Annotated in this window: 11 protein-coding genes; 4 read left to right on the top strand and 7 right to left on the bottom strand. The window is 55.4% G+C overall.

Annotation, left to right across the window (positions count from 1 at the left end; all coding sequences use genetic code 11):
• Window positions 1-27: 27 nt before the first annotated feature.
• Both ABD971_RS23470 and ABD971_RS23475 read right to left on the bottom strand, forming a co-directional pair.
• On the bottom strand, window positions 28-2184 hold the full coding sequence (locus tag ABD971_RS23470) for a hypothetical protein (RefSeq protein ID WP_345326089.1): 2157 nt from the start codon (window positions 2182-2184) through the stop codon (window positions 28-30).
• Between the two features lie 260 nt (window positions 2185-2444).
• On the bottom strand, window positions 2445-3128 hold the full coding sequence (locus tag ABD971_RS23475) for a DUF2293 domain-containing protein (RefSeq protein ID WP_345326091.1): 684 nt from the start codon (window positions 3126-3128) through the stop codon (window positions 2445-2447).
• A gap of 150 nt (window positions 3129-3278) precedes the next feature.
• On the opposite strand from ABD971_RS23475, the gene ABD971_RS23480 reads away from it, so the two are divergent.
• Window positions 3279-4559, top strand: coding sequence for a radical SAM protein (locus ABD971_RS23480; protein WP_339943962.1), 1281 nt, complete (start codon window positions 3279-3281; stop codon window positions 4557-4559).
• A 157-nt stretch (window positions 4560-4716) separates the two neighbouring features.
• On the opposite strand, the gene ABD971_RS23485 is transcribed toward ABD971_RS23480, so the two are convergent.
• Both ABD971_RS23485 and ABD971_RS23490 read right to left on the bottom strand, forming a co-directional pair.
• Complete coding sequence (locus ABD971_RS23485) at window positions 4717-6078, bottom strand: GDSL-type esterase/lipase family protein (RefSeq protein ID WP_345326093.1); 1362 nt, start codon at window positions 6076-6078, stop codon at window positions 4717-4719.
• A 93-nt stretch (window positions 6079-6171) separates the two neighbouring features.
• Window positions 6172-7668 carry a sulfatase gene (locus tag ABD971_RS23490; protein ID WP_345326095.1) on the bottom strand — a complete coding sequence of 499 codons (1497 nt, stop codon included), beginning with the start codon at window positions 7666-7668 and terminating at the stop codon, window positions 6172-6174.
• 287 nt (window positions 7669-7955) lie between these two features.
• Here ABD971_RS23490 and ABD971_RS23495 point away from each other — a divergent pair, with 287 nt between their 5' ends.
• The 3 genes from ABD971_RS23495 (at window position 7956) to ABD971_RS23505 (ending at window position 13151) form a co-directional block, all read left to right on the top strand.
• Window positions 7956-8693, top strand: coding sequence for a 3-keto-disaccharide hydrolase (locus ABD971_RS23495; protein WP_345326097.1), 738 nt, complete (start codon window positions 7956-7958; stop codon window positions 8691-8693).
• Window positions 8694-8918: 225 nt separating this feature from the next.
• Window positions 8919-11555, top strand: a complete 2637-nt coding sequence (locus ABD971_RS23500; RefSeq protein ID WP_345326099.1) for a PSD1 and planctomycete cytochrome C domain-containing protein — start codon at window positions 8919-8921, stop codon at window positions 11553-11555.
• Between the two features lie 198 nt (window positions 11556-11753).
• Complete coding sequence (locus ABD971_RS23505; RefSeq protein ID WP_339943969.1) at window positions 11754-13151, top strand: DUF1501 domain-containing protein; 1398 nt, start codon at window positions 11754-11756, stop codon at window positions 13149-13151.
• Window positions 13152-13297: 146 nt separating this feature from the next.
• Here the strand turns inward: ABD971_RS23505 and ABD971_RS23510 are convergent, their stop codons facing one another.
• Genes ABD971_RS23510 through mobA form a run of 3 tightly spaced genes read right to left on the bottom strand, consistent with a single transcriptional unit; the run spans window position 13298 to window position 15738 of the window.
• On the bottom strand, window positions 13298-13900 hold the full coding sequence (locus ABD971_RS23510) for a hypothetical protein (RefSeq protein WP_345326101.1): 603 nt from the start codon (window positions 13898-13900) through the stop codon (window positions 13298-13300).
• Window positions 13901-13949: 49 nt separating this feature from the next.
• Window positions 13950-15155 (bottom strand): molybdopterin molybdotransferase MoeA, encoded by a 1206-nt coding sequence (locus tag ABD971_RS23515; protein WP_345326103.1) that lies wholly within the window; start codon window positions 15153-15155, stop codon window positions 13950-13952.
• The gene (gene mobA / locus ABD971_RS23520; RefSeq protein ID WP_339943975.1) at window positions 15145-15738 is read right to left on the bottom strand and encodes a molybdenum cofactor guanylyltransferase; all 594 of its coding nucleotides are present in this window, start codon (window positions 15736-15738) and stop codon (window positions 15145-15147) included. The genes ABD971_RS23515 and mobA overlap by 11 nt, the downstream gene beginning before the upstream one ends.
• Window positions 15739-15742 lie beyond the last annotated feature (4 nt).

The following is a 15742-nucleotide window of genomic DNA, read 5'->3' on the forward strand; positions in this document are numbered from 1 at the left end:
AATCGTCCGTTCGGGCGTTCACCCCTGTTACCGGCGTGTCGCTCGATCGCCGTTGGCGACGGCGGGCGTCTGCCAAGCCGGTCCGCTGCGATACATTCGCTCGTAATACATTGCCAACGCACGCAGCGCGTGCCCCTTGGGTCCGATCTGCCAATCGTGGTTCGGGTCGTTGTACATCGAAGCTAACAAATACCGAACCGCACGCACCAACCGAGGATCCTGCAGTTGCGAATCGGGCAGTGCGGTGAGCAACCATTCAACGATATGACCGGTCGTTTGCACCTTGCGATCCCGATTGCCGTTGTCTTCACGTCCCTCGAACCAATCGGTGCTCATCGAACCGTCGCGATTTTGCAGCGAGAAGGCATAGTCGATGAAATCGTTGGTAAATTCTTCGGCTCGTGCCCATTGCCCGGTGATCGGGCGGCCTTCGGCGCGTCGTTTCCGCAACGCATGGGCAAACCCCATCAAGCGGTGCGTTCCACCACAGGCAGCTCCGACGATCGGCTGCGACAATTCTTCACGAATCAATCGCTCACAATCCCAGCGGGTTCCATCCGCAGCGATCCAGCTCTCGTCGGTATCCAAATAGTGCGACAGCGCGATCAGCGTGAAGGTCAGTTCTTCGCCGCTTTTGCAATCCGCCATCTCGCGTTTTACCACATCGCGAACCGAGTACTTTGTCGTGCCGACGTACAAAGGATAATCCACCGGGACGTTGCACAACGAGAACACACACAACATTTGAGCTTGGTGCCCCTGCAATCCCACGCCACTTTTGACGTGGATGCCATCACGGTCCTCTTCGAGCAATCGTTGGCCGCGACTCGCGTTATTACCCGCCATCCACGCAATCGCGCTGTAATGTTGGCGTTCGGCGACGATCTTGGTATCGACGCCATAAACCATGATCGAATGCAACATTCCCCAATTGCTTCGTTCATTAGCAACTTCGGGGCGGCGATAATAGTTGACCAAACACCGCTGCATGACCGGTTTCAATTTGGCAACCGATGCCGAGATACGTATCGGTCCGGTCGGCATCCCAACATAATCCAGCGCAACCGGATCGCTTGCTTTGGTCCCCGTCGGTTCGTCCCAATGATCACCAACCGAAACCGATCGCTGTGGCGGGGCTGCCGCACTTGTCGCGAGCCGCGAATCGGCAACACGCTGCTGCGGATCCGATGCGCGACGCTGCTCTTTGGCTGCAGGTTGCGATTCCGCAGCGGATGACGGCGAATTGGCGATTTGGGGAGTCGCCTTTCTCAGACGGTCGCCAAGACTTAAATCTTCGACCACCTCGTCGGCAAACTCTTCCGCGACCTGCTCGTTGTCCGCATCGGATGACAACGCTTCCTCAGCCTCAAATCGCTCGCGATCTGTTACGACCGGATCGCTGTAGCGGTCTCCGGCGTTGCTCCGTTCGGCATCTTCCCAACTCCCAGACTCTTCACCGACGGGATCTTCAGTGGCGAGCTCTTCATTGGCGATCGCTTCGCTCGAGCCTTCATGCGCTGTGTCATCGTCACTGGCCAAAGCGTCCACCGCGGGGCTCGCTAGATCAGGCCCAGCCAATCCGGGACTCGCCAAACTGGGACTCGCCGTCGGCGCTAGCTCGAGTTCCATTTCGTTGAACTTCTCCGCAGGCGACAACTCGGTCGATTCGGTCACCGCAGACTCGCGCGCAGTCGGCGCCGATCGCATCGGATCGGCCGAGCGAGTGATCGGAACCAACGCGGGCGTCTCGGACACCGTCGTGCCCGGCCGTGCGGCGCCGCGGGTTTCGCTCTGGGTCGCGTCCTTGATCGCTGCGTCCTTAATCGCTGCGTCCTTGATTAGAGGGCTCGCGACTTCGGGATCCCGAAGCGGCAGCGGGTCACGCAGCGGCAACCGTTCTGGATCGGCCACAATGCGGCGTGCTCGCGGCACCCAATTATCATCATCCGACGGCGTGTTTGAACCGACCGCAGGCGTCTGCCGCGACGGCGTGTCGACCACCACCGGTGCATGCTGGCCACGCAACTGCATCGAAGGCGGATCGCTCACCAATGGAACACTCGATGGCGGCGTGGGTGGAGTCGTTTTCTTGGATGAATCGGGCTTGTTCGTCAATACATCCAGCAGCCATGGACGCCTCGCTATCCGCACTTCCGCCGAGGTATCGAGTGGCGGATTAAGCACAACACCCTCGTCACCTACCGCGAACTGCGAGCACGAAATAGCTAGCAAACAACTGAGAGAGGTTCGCGATCGAAGGTAACTTTTCAGGTTTTGCACAAAGGACTCCAGGACATGGGTGAACCTAGAGTGTGATATCGGAAGTTCGCGGCGCTGAGTTTACTTAGAAACCGGCATCCATCATCCAGCGGTAAGATCTTTCGAGGGGTTGGCTATCCACAGCCGCCTCGATTGCATGCAAAACGTGTGGTCCAATCCACTTGCTAGTTCGGTTCGGAGGCTTCCGTCAATGCTTTCATCAACGGGCAATTCTCCGACGCGACTTGGTCGTGGCGGTATTGCCGCAGCAACTCTTTGGAACGGCCTGCTAGCATCCTGCGGACCTCACGTCGTTTCCCTTTGACCCGCGGAATGACCATCGAATCGTAGGCGGTGGTTTGATGTCGCATCCATGCAATCACCGCAGCCTCGGCTCGCTGCTCAACGGAGATTCGCTTGGTCCGTGCCACGGTACCGCTGCCCACGGGCGTTGCATGATCGGTGATCGCGCGAGCCATCCGTGCCGAGAGCGTGGCATGCTTGGGATGAAAATTCAAATAGGTGACGACCGTATCATAGAACTCATCGACGTAGGCGGACTGGTTGCGATCCCGTCGCTGTTTGTCGGCCACTTTCCGTTTAGCGTAACTTTCGGTCGACCGCTCGACTTTCAAATCGGCCACAATCTTCTCGATCGTGGCAGTGGGAGCCCAAATTCCTTTGGAAAATGTCCGCCGGCCTTTTTTTTCTTGGACGATCCAGTGCTCGCCAGCCGCTTTGACACGCCGGGTCAGGGCTGCGTCCCCCGGCGGCAAAAGCGACCAATTTGCAGGTGGGGTATGGACTATACCCTCCGAATCACGAACGGTGTTTTCAGTTGGTCCTGGGACGAACGTCTGGCTGCTCATGCTGGCTTTGGCTAAGCTGGTGAATGTACGATGCCCGCGTCCGCCGGCGTCGACTCGAATGGTTACAGATCGAATGGTTAATCAATCGCTCGGTTAGGAAACTAGAAGGTTTCCCAGCCCGATCGCTACTCAATTTGAGAATCCTGTTTTATGTATTTTCGCCTCGCCAGTCGACTGCTGCTCGAGCCCGACAAACGACTGCTTGCAAAAGCAGCCTGGACATTGGGGGTTCGCGGATTGTGGAGTGTCCACAAGCACAAACAGCGACTGAAACGAGGAGACTTTTTTCCGCCGTTTTTGTATTTATCGGTCATCAACAGCTGCAACCTGCGGTGCCAGGGCTGCTGGGTCGACGTGGGGGCGAAACAACATCGTATTGAGTTTGACGCGGCAAACAAAGTGATTGCCGAAGCCAAAGCGATGGGTAACAGTTTCTTCGGCATTCTGGGCGGCGAACCTTTCATGCACAAAGATTTGTTAAAGATCTTTGCCGCTAATCGCGACGTCTACTTCCAAGTCTTTACCAACGGTCATTTCATTACCGACGAAGTCGCCGCCGAGTTGCGGCGTCTGGGGAATGTGACTCCGCTGATCAGCGTCGAGGGATCTGAAATCGTCAGCGACACGCGGCGAGGACGTGAAGGGGTGCTGAACCAAACGATGCAGGGGCTCGAAACGGCACTGCGTCATCGCTTGCTGGTCGGCGTTTGCACAAGCGTGTGTAAAACAAATATCGACGATTTGGTCAGCAACGCCTGGGTCGATCGACTGATCGAAATGGGAGTCATGTATTGCTGGTACCACATCTATCGTCCGGTCGGTCCCGAATCGAACCCTGATCTCGCGTTAACCAGCGAACAACAGCGTCGGGTGCGTCAATTTGTTGTCGACACTCGTGCAACCAAGCCGATCGTCGTGATCGACGCCTATCACGATGACGCAGGCAACGCACTCTGCCCCGCCGCAACTGGGTTCACACACCATGTTGGACCTTGGGGCGATATCGAGCCGTGTCCGGTAATCCAGTTGGCCAAAGAATCGATCCACGATGATCGGTCGCTCAAAGACACGTTTAATGAGTCCGAATTTTTGCGAGACTTCCGCGAACTGACGGCACAACACACTCGTGGTTGCGTGATCATGGAACGTCCCGACTTGTTGGTCCAGCTGGCCGAGAAACATGGAGCTCGCGATACAACGGCACGCACCAAGGTGATCGACGAGCTGAACGCTGTCTCGCCGCGACGCAGCCAATATCAACCGGGCGATGAAATCCCTGAACGTAGCTTTGTTTATCGCTGGGCCAAGAAGTATGCCTTCAACGACTTCGGTACCTACAGCCGTCATTTCGACACCAGCAAGTACCAAGACCCCGATCAAGACGCAGGGGACGCAAAGCCCAAAAGCGAACTGCCGATTCTGACGCGGTAATCGCTCTCGTGGTATTGTTTGTTAGCGAAACATTCTTCGGTAGGCCGGGGCCCCACGTCGCGCTAAGCGACGTAGATCCGGCGGATGCGAAAGTAATGGCGAATTCATCCCAGCCGCCATGCCGGATCTTCGCTCCGCTGCGTTCCGGCCTACAGAACTACGGCTGTGTCTTGATGCGGATGCGGCGGTACTCGACTTGCCCTCGGTCCCCTTCCAAACCGATCGGACCGGTTTCGGGAACCTTCATTGCTTCTTCGATCACTTCGCCATTACAGCTGCAATGGGCCACGCCACCGTGGACCGCGACGACAAGCGTGTTCCACTGCTGCGGAGCGTAGTTTTTCAGATTCTTGTACGGTCCTGCTAGCGCAAAGTCACGACATTGCAATTGCGGCGCCCGGATAAACACACCGCTGTCGGCATTGGGAGTCGCACGAAATTCCAATCGCAATTCAAAGTCATTGGGAAACTCGCGAGTGGTCCAGAGTTGTTGAATCTTGCGTCCTTCCGGTGGCGTCGTCACGACCAACCGATCATGAATCGCGACGTAACGCCCTTCGGGTGTTTTCGACTTGCCGTCAAAGGCAACATCACTTTCGACAATCGGCCACGCCGGAGCATGGGGATCGCGACTTTGCCATCGATCACGTGATTTCAACATCGCATCGGTCGTTTTGCGAAATCCCCAGCCCGTCAAATCGTGGCCATTAAACAGACTCTCGAATCCTTCTTCGATGACAAAATCATCGTCCTCGGTTTCCACGAAGCCAAGCGTTGCCAAGACCGGTCGCAGTGCGGCTTCCCATTTTGCATACCCAACTGCATTGGGATGCAACAAATCCGGAAACTCTTCTTTCTTTGCATTGCCCTGATCGTTGGCAAACATCGTCCATGTATCGAGCACGATCACGTTGCCATCTTTCTTGGCAAGATCGGCATAAAGCTGATTCAGTTTCTTGATCTTGTCCGCAGGTCGCTTCTTGGATTCGTGACTGGGAAAGACGTTGCAAATGACAATCGGCATCTCCGCATCATGCGCCCGCAGCGCATTCACAATCAATTGCATATTGCCGGCGATCGTTTGTGGTTCGGCCCCTTCTTCGAGATCGTTCGTGCCGGCCAAGATGACAACAGCCGCCGGGTCCAAATCGATCACGTCCTCGCCGAGTCGCAGCAACATTCCACGGGTGGTATCGCCGCTGATTCCACGGTTCGCCGGCTCGATCGATTTGAAATCGCCACGAAAATCGTCTTGCCACCCTTGGGTAATCGAATCGCCCAAGAAAACGACGTGCCCCTGTTTGCTTTCGGCATTCGCCGCGAACGTTTCCCGGCGTTTTCGCCACACATTTTGAAACCAGTCCTGTCGTCGCAGCGGTCCTTCGCCGGCAAGGCCCTCATCAGTCGCAGGCAGCTGAAACCGAGTTGCGGTGTCCACCGCTGCGGTTTCTTGTCCCTGCACCGCAAGCGGCCATCCGATGACAAGGGTCAATAGTGCAAGGATAAAACGAGATTGCATCAGCAGGTATCCAGAGAGTTGAGAGGGGACAGTTGAAATTGCAGCAGTGAGCCGTGGGCCGTAAGGCACCGGGTATCGCATAACCCCCGGCCGCTAGGGATTCGTCAGATTCGGTGCCCAAACCTTATCCATCAGCGTCGGCGTCTCACCATCGGCAGGGAACGTTTCTGGCAACGCCTTGTGAATCATCGCTGACAATTCCTTGACCGTCGCTGCATGGGCGGACGATTCGGCGAGATTGTTTTGCTCGCTGGGGTCGACGTCATGATCGTACAATTCACTGCCGGCTTTGCCTTCGTCCCACTCGGTGTATCGCCAACGGGGCGTTCGCAGTGTGTAGCCGAAAAATCCCTTCTTGCCGCCCCGCATGACTTGCGTCAGCGCCCAACCGCGACCGGTTTTCGAGGGATCTTTCATGATCGGCACCAGCGATTGGCCTTGTAAGTTCGCGGGCGATTTGACGCCACACAATTCGGTCAGCGTGGGATACAGGTCGATCAAGCCAACCGGCGTCTTAGCGACCTTTCCCTGTGCCATCCCCGGTGCGGAAACAATCATTGGCACCCGAGAACTCTCTTCAAACAAACTCATTTTCTGCCAAAGTCCATGTTCGCCGAGATGGTAACCATGATCGCTCGTGAACACGATGATCGTATTGTCATCGAGTCCAAGCGATTCGAGTTGATCCAAGACGCGGCCGACCTGCGCGTCCATAAACGTGATACTGGCAAAGTAAGCCTGAATCGCTTGTTGTCGCAGCGGGTCGGTTAGCAGTTCATGGTCCTTTTTGTGGCTGCCCAGTGCCGCCTTGGGCAAATCCTTGACGTCCTCTTCCACATTGGCGACCAACGGCATCTCGCTGAGGTTGTATTTTTCAAAGTAAGGCTTCGGTGCCACGTACGGAGTATGGGGGCGATAAAAACCGAGAGCTAAAAAGAAGGGTCGGTCCTGGCGTTTCGCGCAACGCTCGAGTACCCAGCAGGCATCATCGGCCAACATCCCATCGGTGTGCAGCTCATCGCCTCGCGGTGAAGCGTACCAAGACAACGTGCCGCCAAACGAGTTTTTGCGAAGCGAAAAAATATCGGGCTCTTCCAGCAAACGATCACAACCGGCCGGATTTAGTTCGAGTTCCCACGACCCTGGATCATCATGCCCGTTGGTTCCCACACTTTTGGGAACGTTGTAGTGATAAAGCTTTCCAACGCGAGCCGCGAAATAGCCGTCCAAACGAAACGCTTGCGACAAACTGTGATGCGAGGGAATGGTTTGCCGAAAGATTTGGCTGTTTTGATGGATCCCCGTGCTGTTGGGATACAGCCCCGTCAACATCGAATTGCGACTCGGACCGCAAAGCGGATACTGACAATACGCTCGCTCGAAACGAACGCCACGACGAGCCAGCCGATCAATATTGGGGGTTTGGACGAGTGGGTGATCATAACATCCGATGGAATTATTCAAATCGTCGGAAATGATGAACAACACATTAGGACGTGTCTCGTCCGCGAGTGCGATTCCTCCCAATCCCCCAGAAACGGACGTTGTCGTGATGACAAAAATCCAAAGACCATAGAGTAAGTCAAGCATCGAAATCGGTTTGCGGATCATCGGCGGCACGCTCTCAGGTGGGGAATCTGATGGGTTTGATTAGCTAAAATGATACATGAAGCATGCTGACCGATGGGACAAACGATCCAAAATATCGTGCCAGCACTTCCCGCTAAAATCGCGTTGTCGCCCCCATTTCTGGGCGGCGAATCCCACAAAACTTGGCAAATCAGCGTGCGGATGGTTTGAGGTTTTGCGGTGTCCGAGTCATAATTCGATCCCTAACATTTACCTCCCTCCTGAAAATCCCCCTTGGAGATCCCTGGATGATCCGATTGTCCCTTTCACTTTGTCTCGGTTTGGTTGCCCTCGTCGCTGTTGCTGATGAACCCGCAAAAAAGGCAGCCGCGAACTCTGCTGAGCTTGTCACCCTGTTCAATGGTTCGAACCTCGAAGGATGGGACGGCGACCCACGACTGTGGTCGGTCAAAGATGGCGTGATCCACGGCGAAACCACGCCGGAAAATGTTGCCAAGGGCAATACCTTCCTGATCTGGCAAGGTGGCGAACTGTCCGATTTTGAACTTCACGTCACCTTCCGCTGCAACGCAATCAACAACTCAGGAATCCAGTACCGCTCGCAACACTTGTCGGGCAAAGGCGTTGGCAACGATTGGGTCCTGAAAGGTTACCAACACGAACTCCGCAACGAAGAAAACTTCCCCAACGTGCCTTCGTTCATCTACGACGAACGTGGCAAGCGTGGGCGTATCTGCTTGGTCGGCGAAAAAGCAGTCTGGACCAAAGACGGCAAAAAAGTGCTCGACAATACGCTGATCGATCAAGCCGGTTTTAAAGAACTGATGAAAGTCGACGACTGGAACGACGTTGTCATCATCGCCAAAGGCAACAACATCAAGCATTACCTCAACGGCAAGCTTGTTTTGGATTTCACTGACGAGCACCCTGAATTGGCTCTCAGCTCAGGCGTGATCGGACTGCAATTGCACGCCGGCAAACCAATGTGGGCCGAATTCAAGAACATCCAACTTCGCAAGTTCTAATAACGAAGCCGTCCCCTTTTTCCTGAATCCGTCGAAACAGCCGCACTTGGTTTTCAAGTGCGGCTGTTTTTTTGTTTGCATACTCGATCATATTCTCAGAAAATTTCGGATAGCCGACGGTCTGTTCGATTTTCACCGGGGTTTGATTGATCAGGCACTAGGGCAAAGTGTCACAGTGACACCGAGCGTCTCGCTCCATTTCTCCAAAATCATGGCAATCTAACGATGCGTAGAACCGCCACTTTCTCGCTGTTTATTTGCGTCGCGATCTGGTTTCCTCAAGCCAACGGATCGGCTCAGGAAACCTTGTCGCAAGAAAAAATCGACTTCTTTGAAACAAAGATCCGCCCCGTACTGGTCAAAGAATGTTACGGATGCCATTCGAATCAAACCGGTAACGCCAAAGGCGGTCTGCGGCTGGACACCCAAGAATTGACAGCCATCGGCGGCAATAGCGGCCCCGCCGTTGTTCCGGGTGATCTGGACGAGAGCCTGCTGTATAGCGCGATCCTGCATCAAGATTTCCAGATGCCACCGAAACGTAAGTTGTCACAAAGCGTGATCAATGACTTTCGCAGCTGGATCGAAATGGGAGCTCCCGACCCTCGCATCACCGCTCCCTCGGTCCTGAAAACCCAAATCACCAAGGACGATATCCAACAGGCCAAGACCGAGTTCTGGGCCTACAAGAAACCGACCCAAGCGGCGATCCCTGCGGTTCAAAATCGCGAGTGGTCTCGCAGCGACCTCGATCCCTTTGTGCTGGCCAAACTCGAAGCATCGTCGATGACGCCTGCCGTGGATGCCGAGCCGCACCAAATCTTGCGACGGCTCTGCTTTGACCTGATCGGATTGCCGCCAAGTCTTGCTCAAATCGAATATTTCGAAAAGTACTACGACACCGATCCAGACAAGGCGATCGCTCACGTCGTCGATCAACTGCTCGAAAAACCGCAATTTGGTGAGCGTTGGGGACGCCATTGGCTAGACCTCGTTCGCTACGCGGAATCCAATGGTCGCGAAGTCAATACGACCTTCCCGCACGCGTGGCGGTATCGCGACTACGTGATCGATTCGTTTAACGAAGACAAACCTTACGATCGATTTTTGCAAGAACAAATTGCTGGCGATTTGCTGCCAGTCGATTCCGATTCGCAGTGGGCCGAGAACCTCGTGGCAACAGGCTTCCTGGCAATTGGTCCGAAAAGTCTTGCCGAGCAGAACCGAACTCAATTCACCGCCGATCTCGTCGACGAACAAATCGACACCACGACACGGGCGATTCTGGGGATGTCGGTCGCTTGTGCTCGCTGTCACGACCACAAATTCGATCCGATTCCGCAAACCGACTACTACGCGCTGGCCGGGATCTTCAACAACACGACGGTCTATTTCGGGACTCCCGCGTCCAAATACGGAAACATTGCCGGTGTGCAAAATCGCAACTCGAGCAACTTGCTGCGATTGCCGATCGACGACCCGAACGAGTTTGACCGACGGATCCCAGTGGATGAACTCGCCGATCTGAATCGCGAGCTCGATGAAACGCTGCAACAACTGGTTGAATATCGCCGCAATCGTCGGCAGAACGATGGCAACGCAGCGAACGCCATCCAGAATTTTATTCGCTTGCAAACGCGAGCCGAAACGTTGTCGACCATCATCGGCGGCGTGGATGAACAGGGCAATCCGATCACCTATTGTATGGGCGTGCAAGAGACCGATGACCCACGTGACGTTCGTGTGTTGGTCCGTGGCGAAGTCGCTCAGCCCGCGCAGATGGTTCCCCGCGGATTCCCCAGCGTGCTTCGCGAGGACAACACACCGAAAATCTCGCCACGATCGAGCGGACGACTGGAACTGGCTCAGTGGATTTCAAGCCGCGACAACCCGCTGACCGCTCGCGTGATGGTGAATCGAATTTGGCAACACTTGATCGGACAAGGCATCGTTCGCTCGACCGAAAACTTTGGCACGACCGGGCAAGCTCCCACGCACCCCGAATTGCTCGACACGTTGGCGGTCAAGTTCGTCGATTCAGGATGGTCCATCAAATCAATGGTCCGTGAAATCGCGACGTCACGTGTTTATCGCATGAGCACGCAATTCGACCAAGCCAGCTTTGAAAGCGATCCTGATAATGAACTGCTGTGGCGTGCGACACCACGACGGCTGGATGCGGAAGCGATTCGGGACGCGATCCTGTTTGCATCCGGCAATTTGCAGCTCGATCGCCCTCGGGCGTCCGAGGTGGCCAAGGCGGGTTACATGCGAGTCCGCGACGGCAACCTGTTCAACCCGGCTCAGTTCATGAGCAGCAGCGAGATGGGAATGGAGATGATGAGCGGAGGGCCGATGAATCGAGAACGCTTGCTGCGATCACGCCCCGAATTGCAACAAATGATCTTTCGGCAAGCACTCGCAAACCGTCGCAGCGGCGGCGAGCGACTCGACATGAATGATGCGACGTTCCGCAGTGCCTATCTGCCGATCGTGCGAGGCGAAGAGCCTCGCGTGCTAGAAGTCTTTGACTTCGCCGAACCGAGCATGATCGTCGGGCAACGTGAAACGTCCAGCACTCCGAATCAATCGCTGTTCATGATGAACAATCCGTTTGTGATGCAACAATCCGATGCGTTGGCTGAACGTGTGCTCTCGAGCAGCCAGAATCCGGAAGAACAAATCCGGTATTTGTTCCGTTCGCTTTACAGCCGCGAGCCCGATGATTCGGAAATATCCACGATCCTTGCGTTTGCTGATGACTTCCCCGTGGCCGGATTAGCAAAAACGCGTGCCACCAAAACCGTGTCGGCAATTTGCCAATCGCTAATCGCATCAGCCGAATTCCGCTATTTGGATTAGTGACCAATCCCTTACTGACGTAGCGCGAGTGATTTTCGGATCGCTCGGCAGAATACGACAAAAGCCTTGACGAGTCGTGAGCCGTGGGCCGTAAGGCACCGGGTAATGCGTGGGCCCCGGCCGCTCACGCGCGAGCGGCTCACTATCGACCTGAAATCCGTTTCTTCTTCACAATTCAACCGTTCACAGGGCAATTCAATGACCCATCTCTTTTCGCGGCGTGCCGCACTGCAAAGCGTTTCGGCTGGATTTGGCTACTTGGCCTTCGCGGGGTTGTCGAGCATGGCGAATGCGAAAACGCCGACGGCAAGCGAAAACCCACTGTCACCCAAACCGCCTCATTTTCCGGCAAAGGCAAAACGAGTCATCTTTCTGTGCATGACCGGAGCCCCTTCGCACGTCGATACGTTTGACTACAAACCGCAACTCAATGCTGACCACGGCAAAAACGGACGCTATGGGGGCAAGCTGCTGGGTTCACAGTGGGATTTCAAGCAACGAGGCGACAGCGGGCTGTGGATTTCGGATCTGTTCCCCAGTGTGGCTCAGCATGCGGATGACCTTTGCTTGATTCGCTCGATGCACTGTGACCAACCGGTTCACCCGGCGGCGCAAACCCAGATGCACACGGGAACGGCGCAGTTTGTTCGTCCTTCGATCGGAGCTTGGACGCTGTACGGTCTGGGAACCGAGAACGACAGTATGCCTGGGTTTATTTCACTTAGTGCTGCTGCGGGGCAATCGAGCAGTTACGGCAGTGCTTTTTTGCCCGCGATCTATGGCGGAACTCCGATCAACGCCGGAGTTCGCGGCGGCGGAGGCGGAATGGGCCGACGTTTCGGCGGCGGTGGATCGGCGGTTCCCGACATCGAGAACTCGCGTTACACCAGCACGCAACAGCGCAAACAACTCGATCTAATCCAGTCGCTCAATCATCAGAAACTTCGTCGTGATGAACATCAGCCTGGCGTCGAAGGCATTATCGAATCGTACGAGCTAGCGTTTCGGATGCAGGACACGATGCCCGAACTGATGGACGTCTCGGGTGAATCCGATGCGACGCTCAAGATGTACGGCGCCGACGGAGGCGATACCGAGCGTTTTGGTCGCCAATGTTTACTGGCCCGTCGGTTCGTCGAATCCGGAGTGCGGTTTGTTGAGATCAATCACGGCGGTTGGGATCATCACACCAATCTTTCCACCGATCTGCCGAACCGTTGTAACGAAATCGACAAACCGATCGCCGGTTTGCTCAAGGATCTGAAACAACGTGACATGCTCAAAGACACGTTGGTGATTTGGGGTGGCGAATTTGGACGCACGCCTGCAGCACAAAATGGTGATGGACGCGATCACAACAACAAGGGCTATACGACTTGGATGGCCGGTGGCGGCGTCAAAGCAGGGTTCAGCTATGGCGAGACGGACGAACACGGCTACGCAGCAGTCCAAGACAAGTGCCACATCCATGATTGGCACGCCACAATCCTGCATTTGCTAGGGCTGAATCACGAACAATTGACCTATCGTTATGCCGGTCGCGATTTCCGGCTGACCGATGTGCACGGCAACGTCGCAAGCGACATCATCGCCTAGTGGATGATGACATTTCCTGTAGCGGAACTCGTCAAGAGTTTCGTGGGCACTGGGGTAGCGAAACTCGCCAAGAGTTTCGACCTGTTCGACGATTCACGAAAGTCTTGATGACTTCCGCTACATTTAATTTCCGGTGCAAAAATGCACTATGAATTTTCGTGTGACGCAGAGGACACGGTCGCTTTGCGGGCAAACAATCGCTTGCGAAACTCACTGTAAGTGGCGTCTTTAAAATCACTCGTCTTGGCGATAAAGACAAACAGAAAGGGTTCCGGACACAACAGCACCCCTTTGCGAGTCCGATACACTTTCACGTTCTCGTTTCGCCATGCGTAAGTTCCAAGCGGAGAAGTCAAGACAACTCGGTCGGGGTCCAAGCGAATCGTGCACTGATAATCTTGCACCAATCCATGAGTTCGTAACTGCTCGCGAATCTTCATTTTGGCACTGTGCACCATGGCCAGATACAGGCAACTCGAAATGGCCATCGTCCCTACGAGCGCGGCAACAAAGCTGAACGGATTCGGAAATCGCCACAGGATCAACGCGATCGCAAACATGCTGCACGCGATCATCGCGAGCGAACCAAAGAACAATCGAAACGACTGTTGACGCAGCAAATACTGCGACTCGGCAAACCGCAATTGCGATTGATTCGAGGAAAAATGCACATCGCCGTCGGCGGCGACCGCAGAGACCGCGTCCGATGGCGTTGCGACTGGTTGATACGGATTCACACTGTCGCTCATCGCTGAATCCCACACATAGCCAAATCAGATTTCGTGGGCGGTGATTTCCTTACCATGGGTAATACGCCCATGGCCCTTCACCCGATTCGCCTGCGGGAACTTCGACGAAACCAGAACTTTGTCCCAGTGACACCAAGTCTCCCGAGCCTTGGCTGAAGACCGGTTCGGCAACGCCCGCGGCAACCATTTTGACGATCCGCATCCAATGCAGTGGCAATGTTTTCGAACCCGCCGATTGAAGTCGCACCTGCGTCGATGGCGGACACCACTGAGTTTGCCCACTCTGTTTGGCCAATAACGGCAACGCAAACCGGCGACATCCCACCACCGCACTGACCGGATTGCCAGGCAATCCGAGGATCAACTTTCCATCGGCGGTGGCGGCACCGAGAATCGGTTTGCCCGGACGAATCGGCAGCCCATGAAAAACAACGTCCCCGCCGACATCGCGAACCACATCCGGCACGTAGTCATAATCGCCCATCGACACGCCACCGGTCATCAGGATCGCATCGGACTGAGGCAGTGCAGCGGCCAAAGTTTGCTGCAGCGTTTCGCGATCGTCCCGAGCGTGTTGAACCGCTTGAATCGAAATCCATGGGTTCGGTTCGATTAGCGACGCGAGTGCCACTTGGTTGCTGTTGCGAAGCTGCCAAGGCTGAGGAGTTTCGTCGGCAAACACGCCAACTTCGTCACCGGTGGTGATCACGGTAACACGGACGGGCGAATACACACTCGCTTGATAACAACCGAAATTGACCATCGTCGCACGATGAGCGGCGTTGACCAAAACGCCTGCGGGCAACACCGTGCTACCCGATCTTGCATTCTCACCGGCACGACGAATGTTTTCGCCCGCCAGGGTCGACAACGCCACGTCGCGAAAACGAATCGCGTTTTCGAGTTCTTCGGTGTCTTCGCGTTTGACCACCGCGTCGGCTTCGGCGGGAACAATGGCTCCGGTAAAGATACGGACGATGAAGCCTTCGCTCATTGCCGGCGGAGGCGAACCGGGAACACTTTCGCCGTGGACGGGGATTGTTTCGCCGGGACGCAGATCGGCCAACCGGATTGCGTAACCATCCATCGCAGAAACATCCGCCGCGGGGCTGTCGCGATCGGCCGTCACCGATTGCGACAACACGCGGCCCAGACATGACGGACACTCGGCATCCACCCCAACGACGCTTAATCGATCGGCAATCGCGACAATCGCCTCGTCGGGCGAGTTAAATGCAAATTTCTTAGCGGACATCCGTCAAATCTTCAGGGGTATTAACATTGTGACAACCACTCGCTGGCAACGGCACGCGACGATGATCGTGTGACTCGAGCCAACGAAACAAACTACGACTCTCGGACTGAGCCAACCGCTGCAGTGGATCCGCGAAACGAACGGGATAAACTCCAACAAGCGGTTGCACCCGATCAGACTCAGCCACAGTGATCTCGTCTGCCTTTTGCCAATGATCCACCAAGCCGCTTAAGTGATCCGCGGTCAACCGCGGCATATCCACCGGCGTGACCAAACATGCAGCGAAACCATGTCGATCAGCATACTGCAGCGCCGCCGCGATTCCGGTCGCCGGACCACGATGAGCCACCGGATCCTCAATCGTTTTGACTGAATGATTGATCGATGTGTGTCCGCTGACGACAACATCGTCGCATAAATCGCACAATCGATCGATCGCATGCTGCAAAAAGGAAGTGCCATCGGCGTGAACAAGCGACGCCTTGTCGCGGCCCATACGCAGCGATTGCCCGCCACACAGCACCACGCCAAGTAGCCGCGGAGATGATCGCGGAGTCAATCGTTCGGGATCCGAGAAATTCAATGAA

It is taken from the genome of Novipirellula rosea, from assembly GCF_039541335.1.
In the GTDB taxonomy this organism is placed as follows: domain Bacteria; phylum Planctomycetota; class Planctomycetia; order Pirellulales; family Pirellulaceae; genus Novipirellula; species Novipirellula rosea.

What these genes read in the sequence shown, in the direction of transcription:
- ABD971_RS23475 (WP_345326091.1), bottom strand. Translation starts at nt 3,128, where the DNA reads ATGAGCAGCCAGACGTTCGTCCCAGGACCAACTGAAAACACCGTTCGT.
- ABD971_RS23480 (WP_339943962.1), top strand. Translation starts at nt 3,279, where the DNA reads ATGTATTTTCGCCTCGCCAGTCGACTGCTGCTCGAGCCCGACAAACGA.
- ABD971_RS23485 (WP_345326093.1), bottom strand. Translation starts at nt 6,078, where the DNA reads ATGCAATCTCGTTTTATCCTTGCACTATTGACCCTTGTCATCGGATGG.
- ABD971_RS23490 (WP_345326095.1), bottom strand. Translation starts at nt 7,668, where the DNA reads ATGCTTGACTTACTCTATGGTCTTTGGATTTTTGTCATCACGACAACG.
- ABD971_RS23495 (WP_345326097.1), top strand. Translation starts at nt 7,956, where the DNA reads ATGATCCGATTGTCCCTTTCACTTTGTCTCGGTTTGGTTGCCCTCGTC.
- ABD971_RS23500 (WP_345326099.1), top strand. Translation starts at nt 8,919, where the DNA reads ATGCGTAGAACCGCCACTTTCTCGCTGTTTATTTGCGTCGCGATCTGG.
- ABD971_RS23505 (WP_339943969.1), top strand. Translation starts at nt 11,754, where the DNA reads ATGACCCATCTCTTTTCGCGGCGTGCCGCACTGCAAAGCGTTTCGGCT.
- ABD971_RS23510 (WP_345326101.1), bottom strand. Translation starts at nt 13,900, where the DNA reads ATGAGCGACAGTGTGAATCCGTATCAACCAGTCGCAACGCCATCGGAC.
- ABD971_RS23515 (WP_345326103.1), bottom strand. Translation starts at nt 15,155, where the DNA reads ATGTCCGCTAAGAAATTTGCATTTAACTCGCCCGACGAGGCGATTGTC.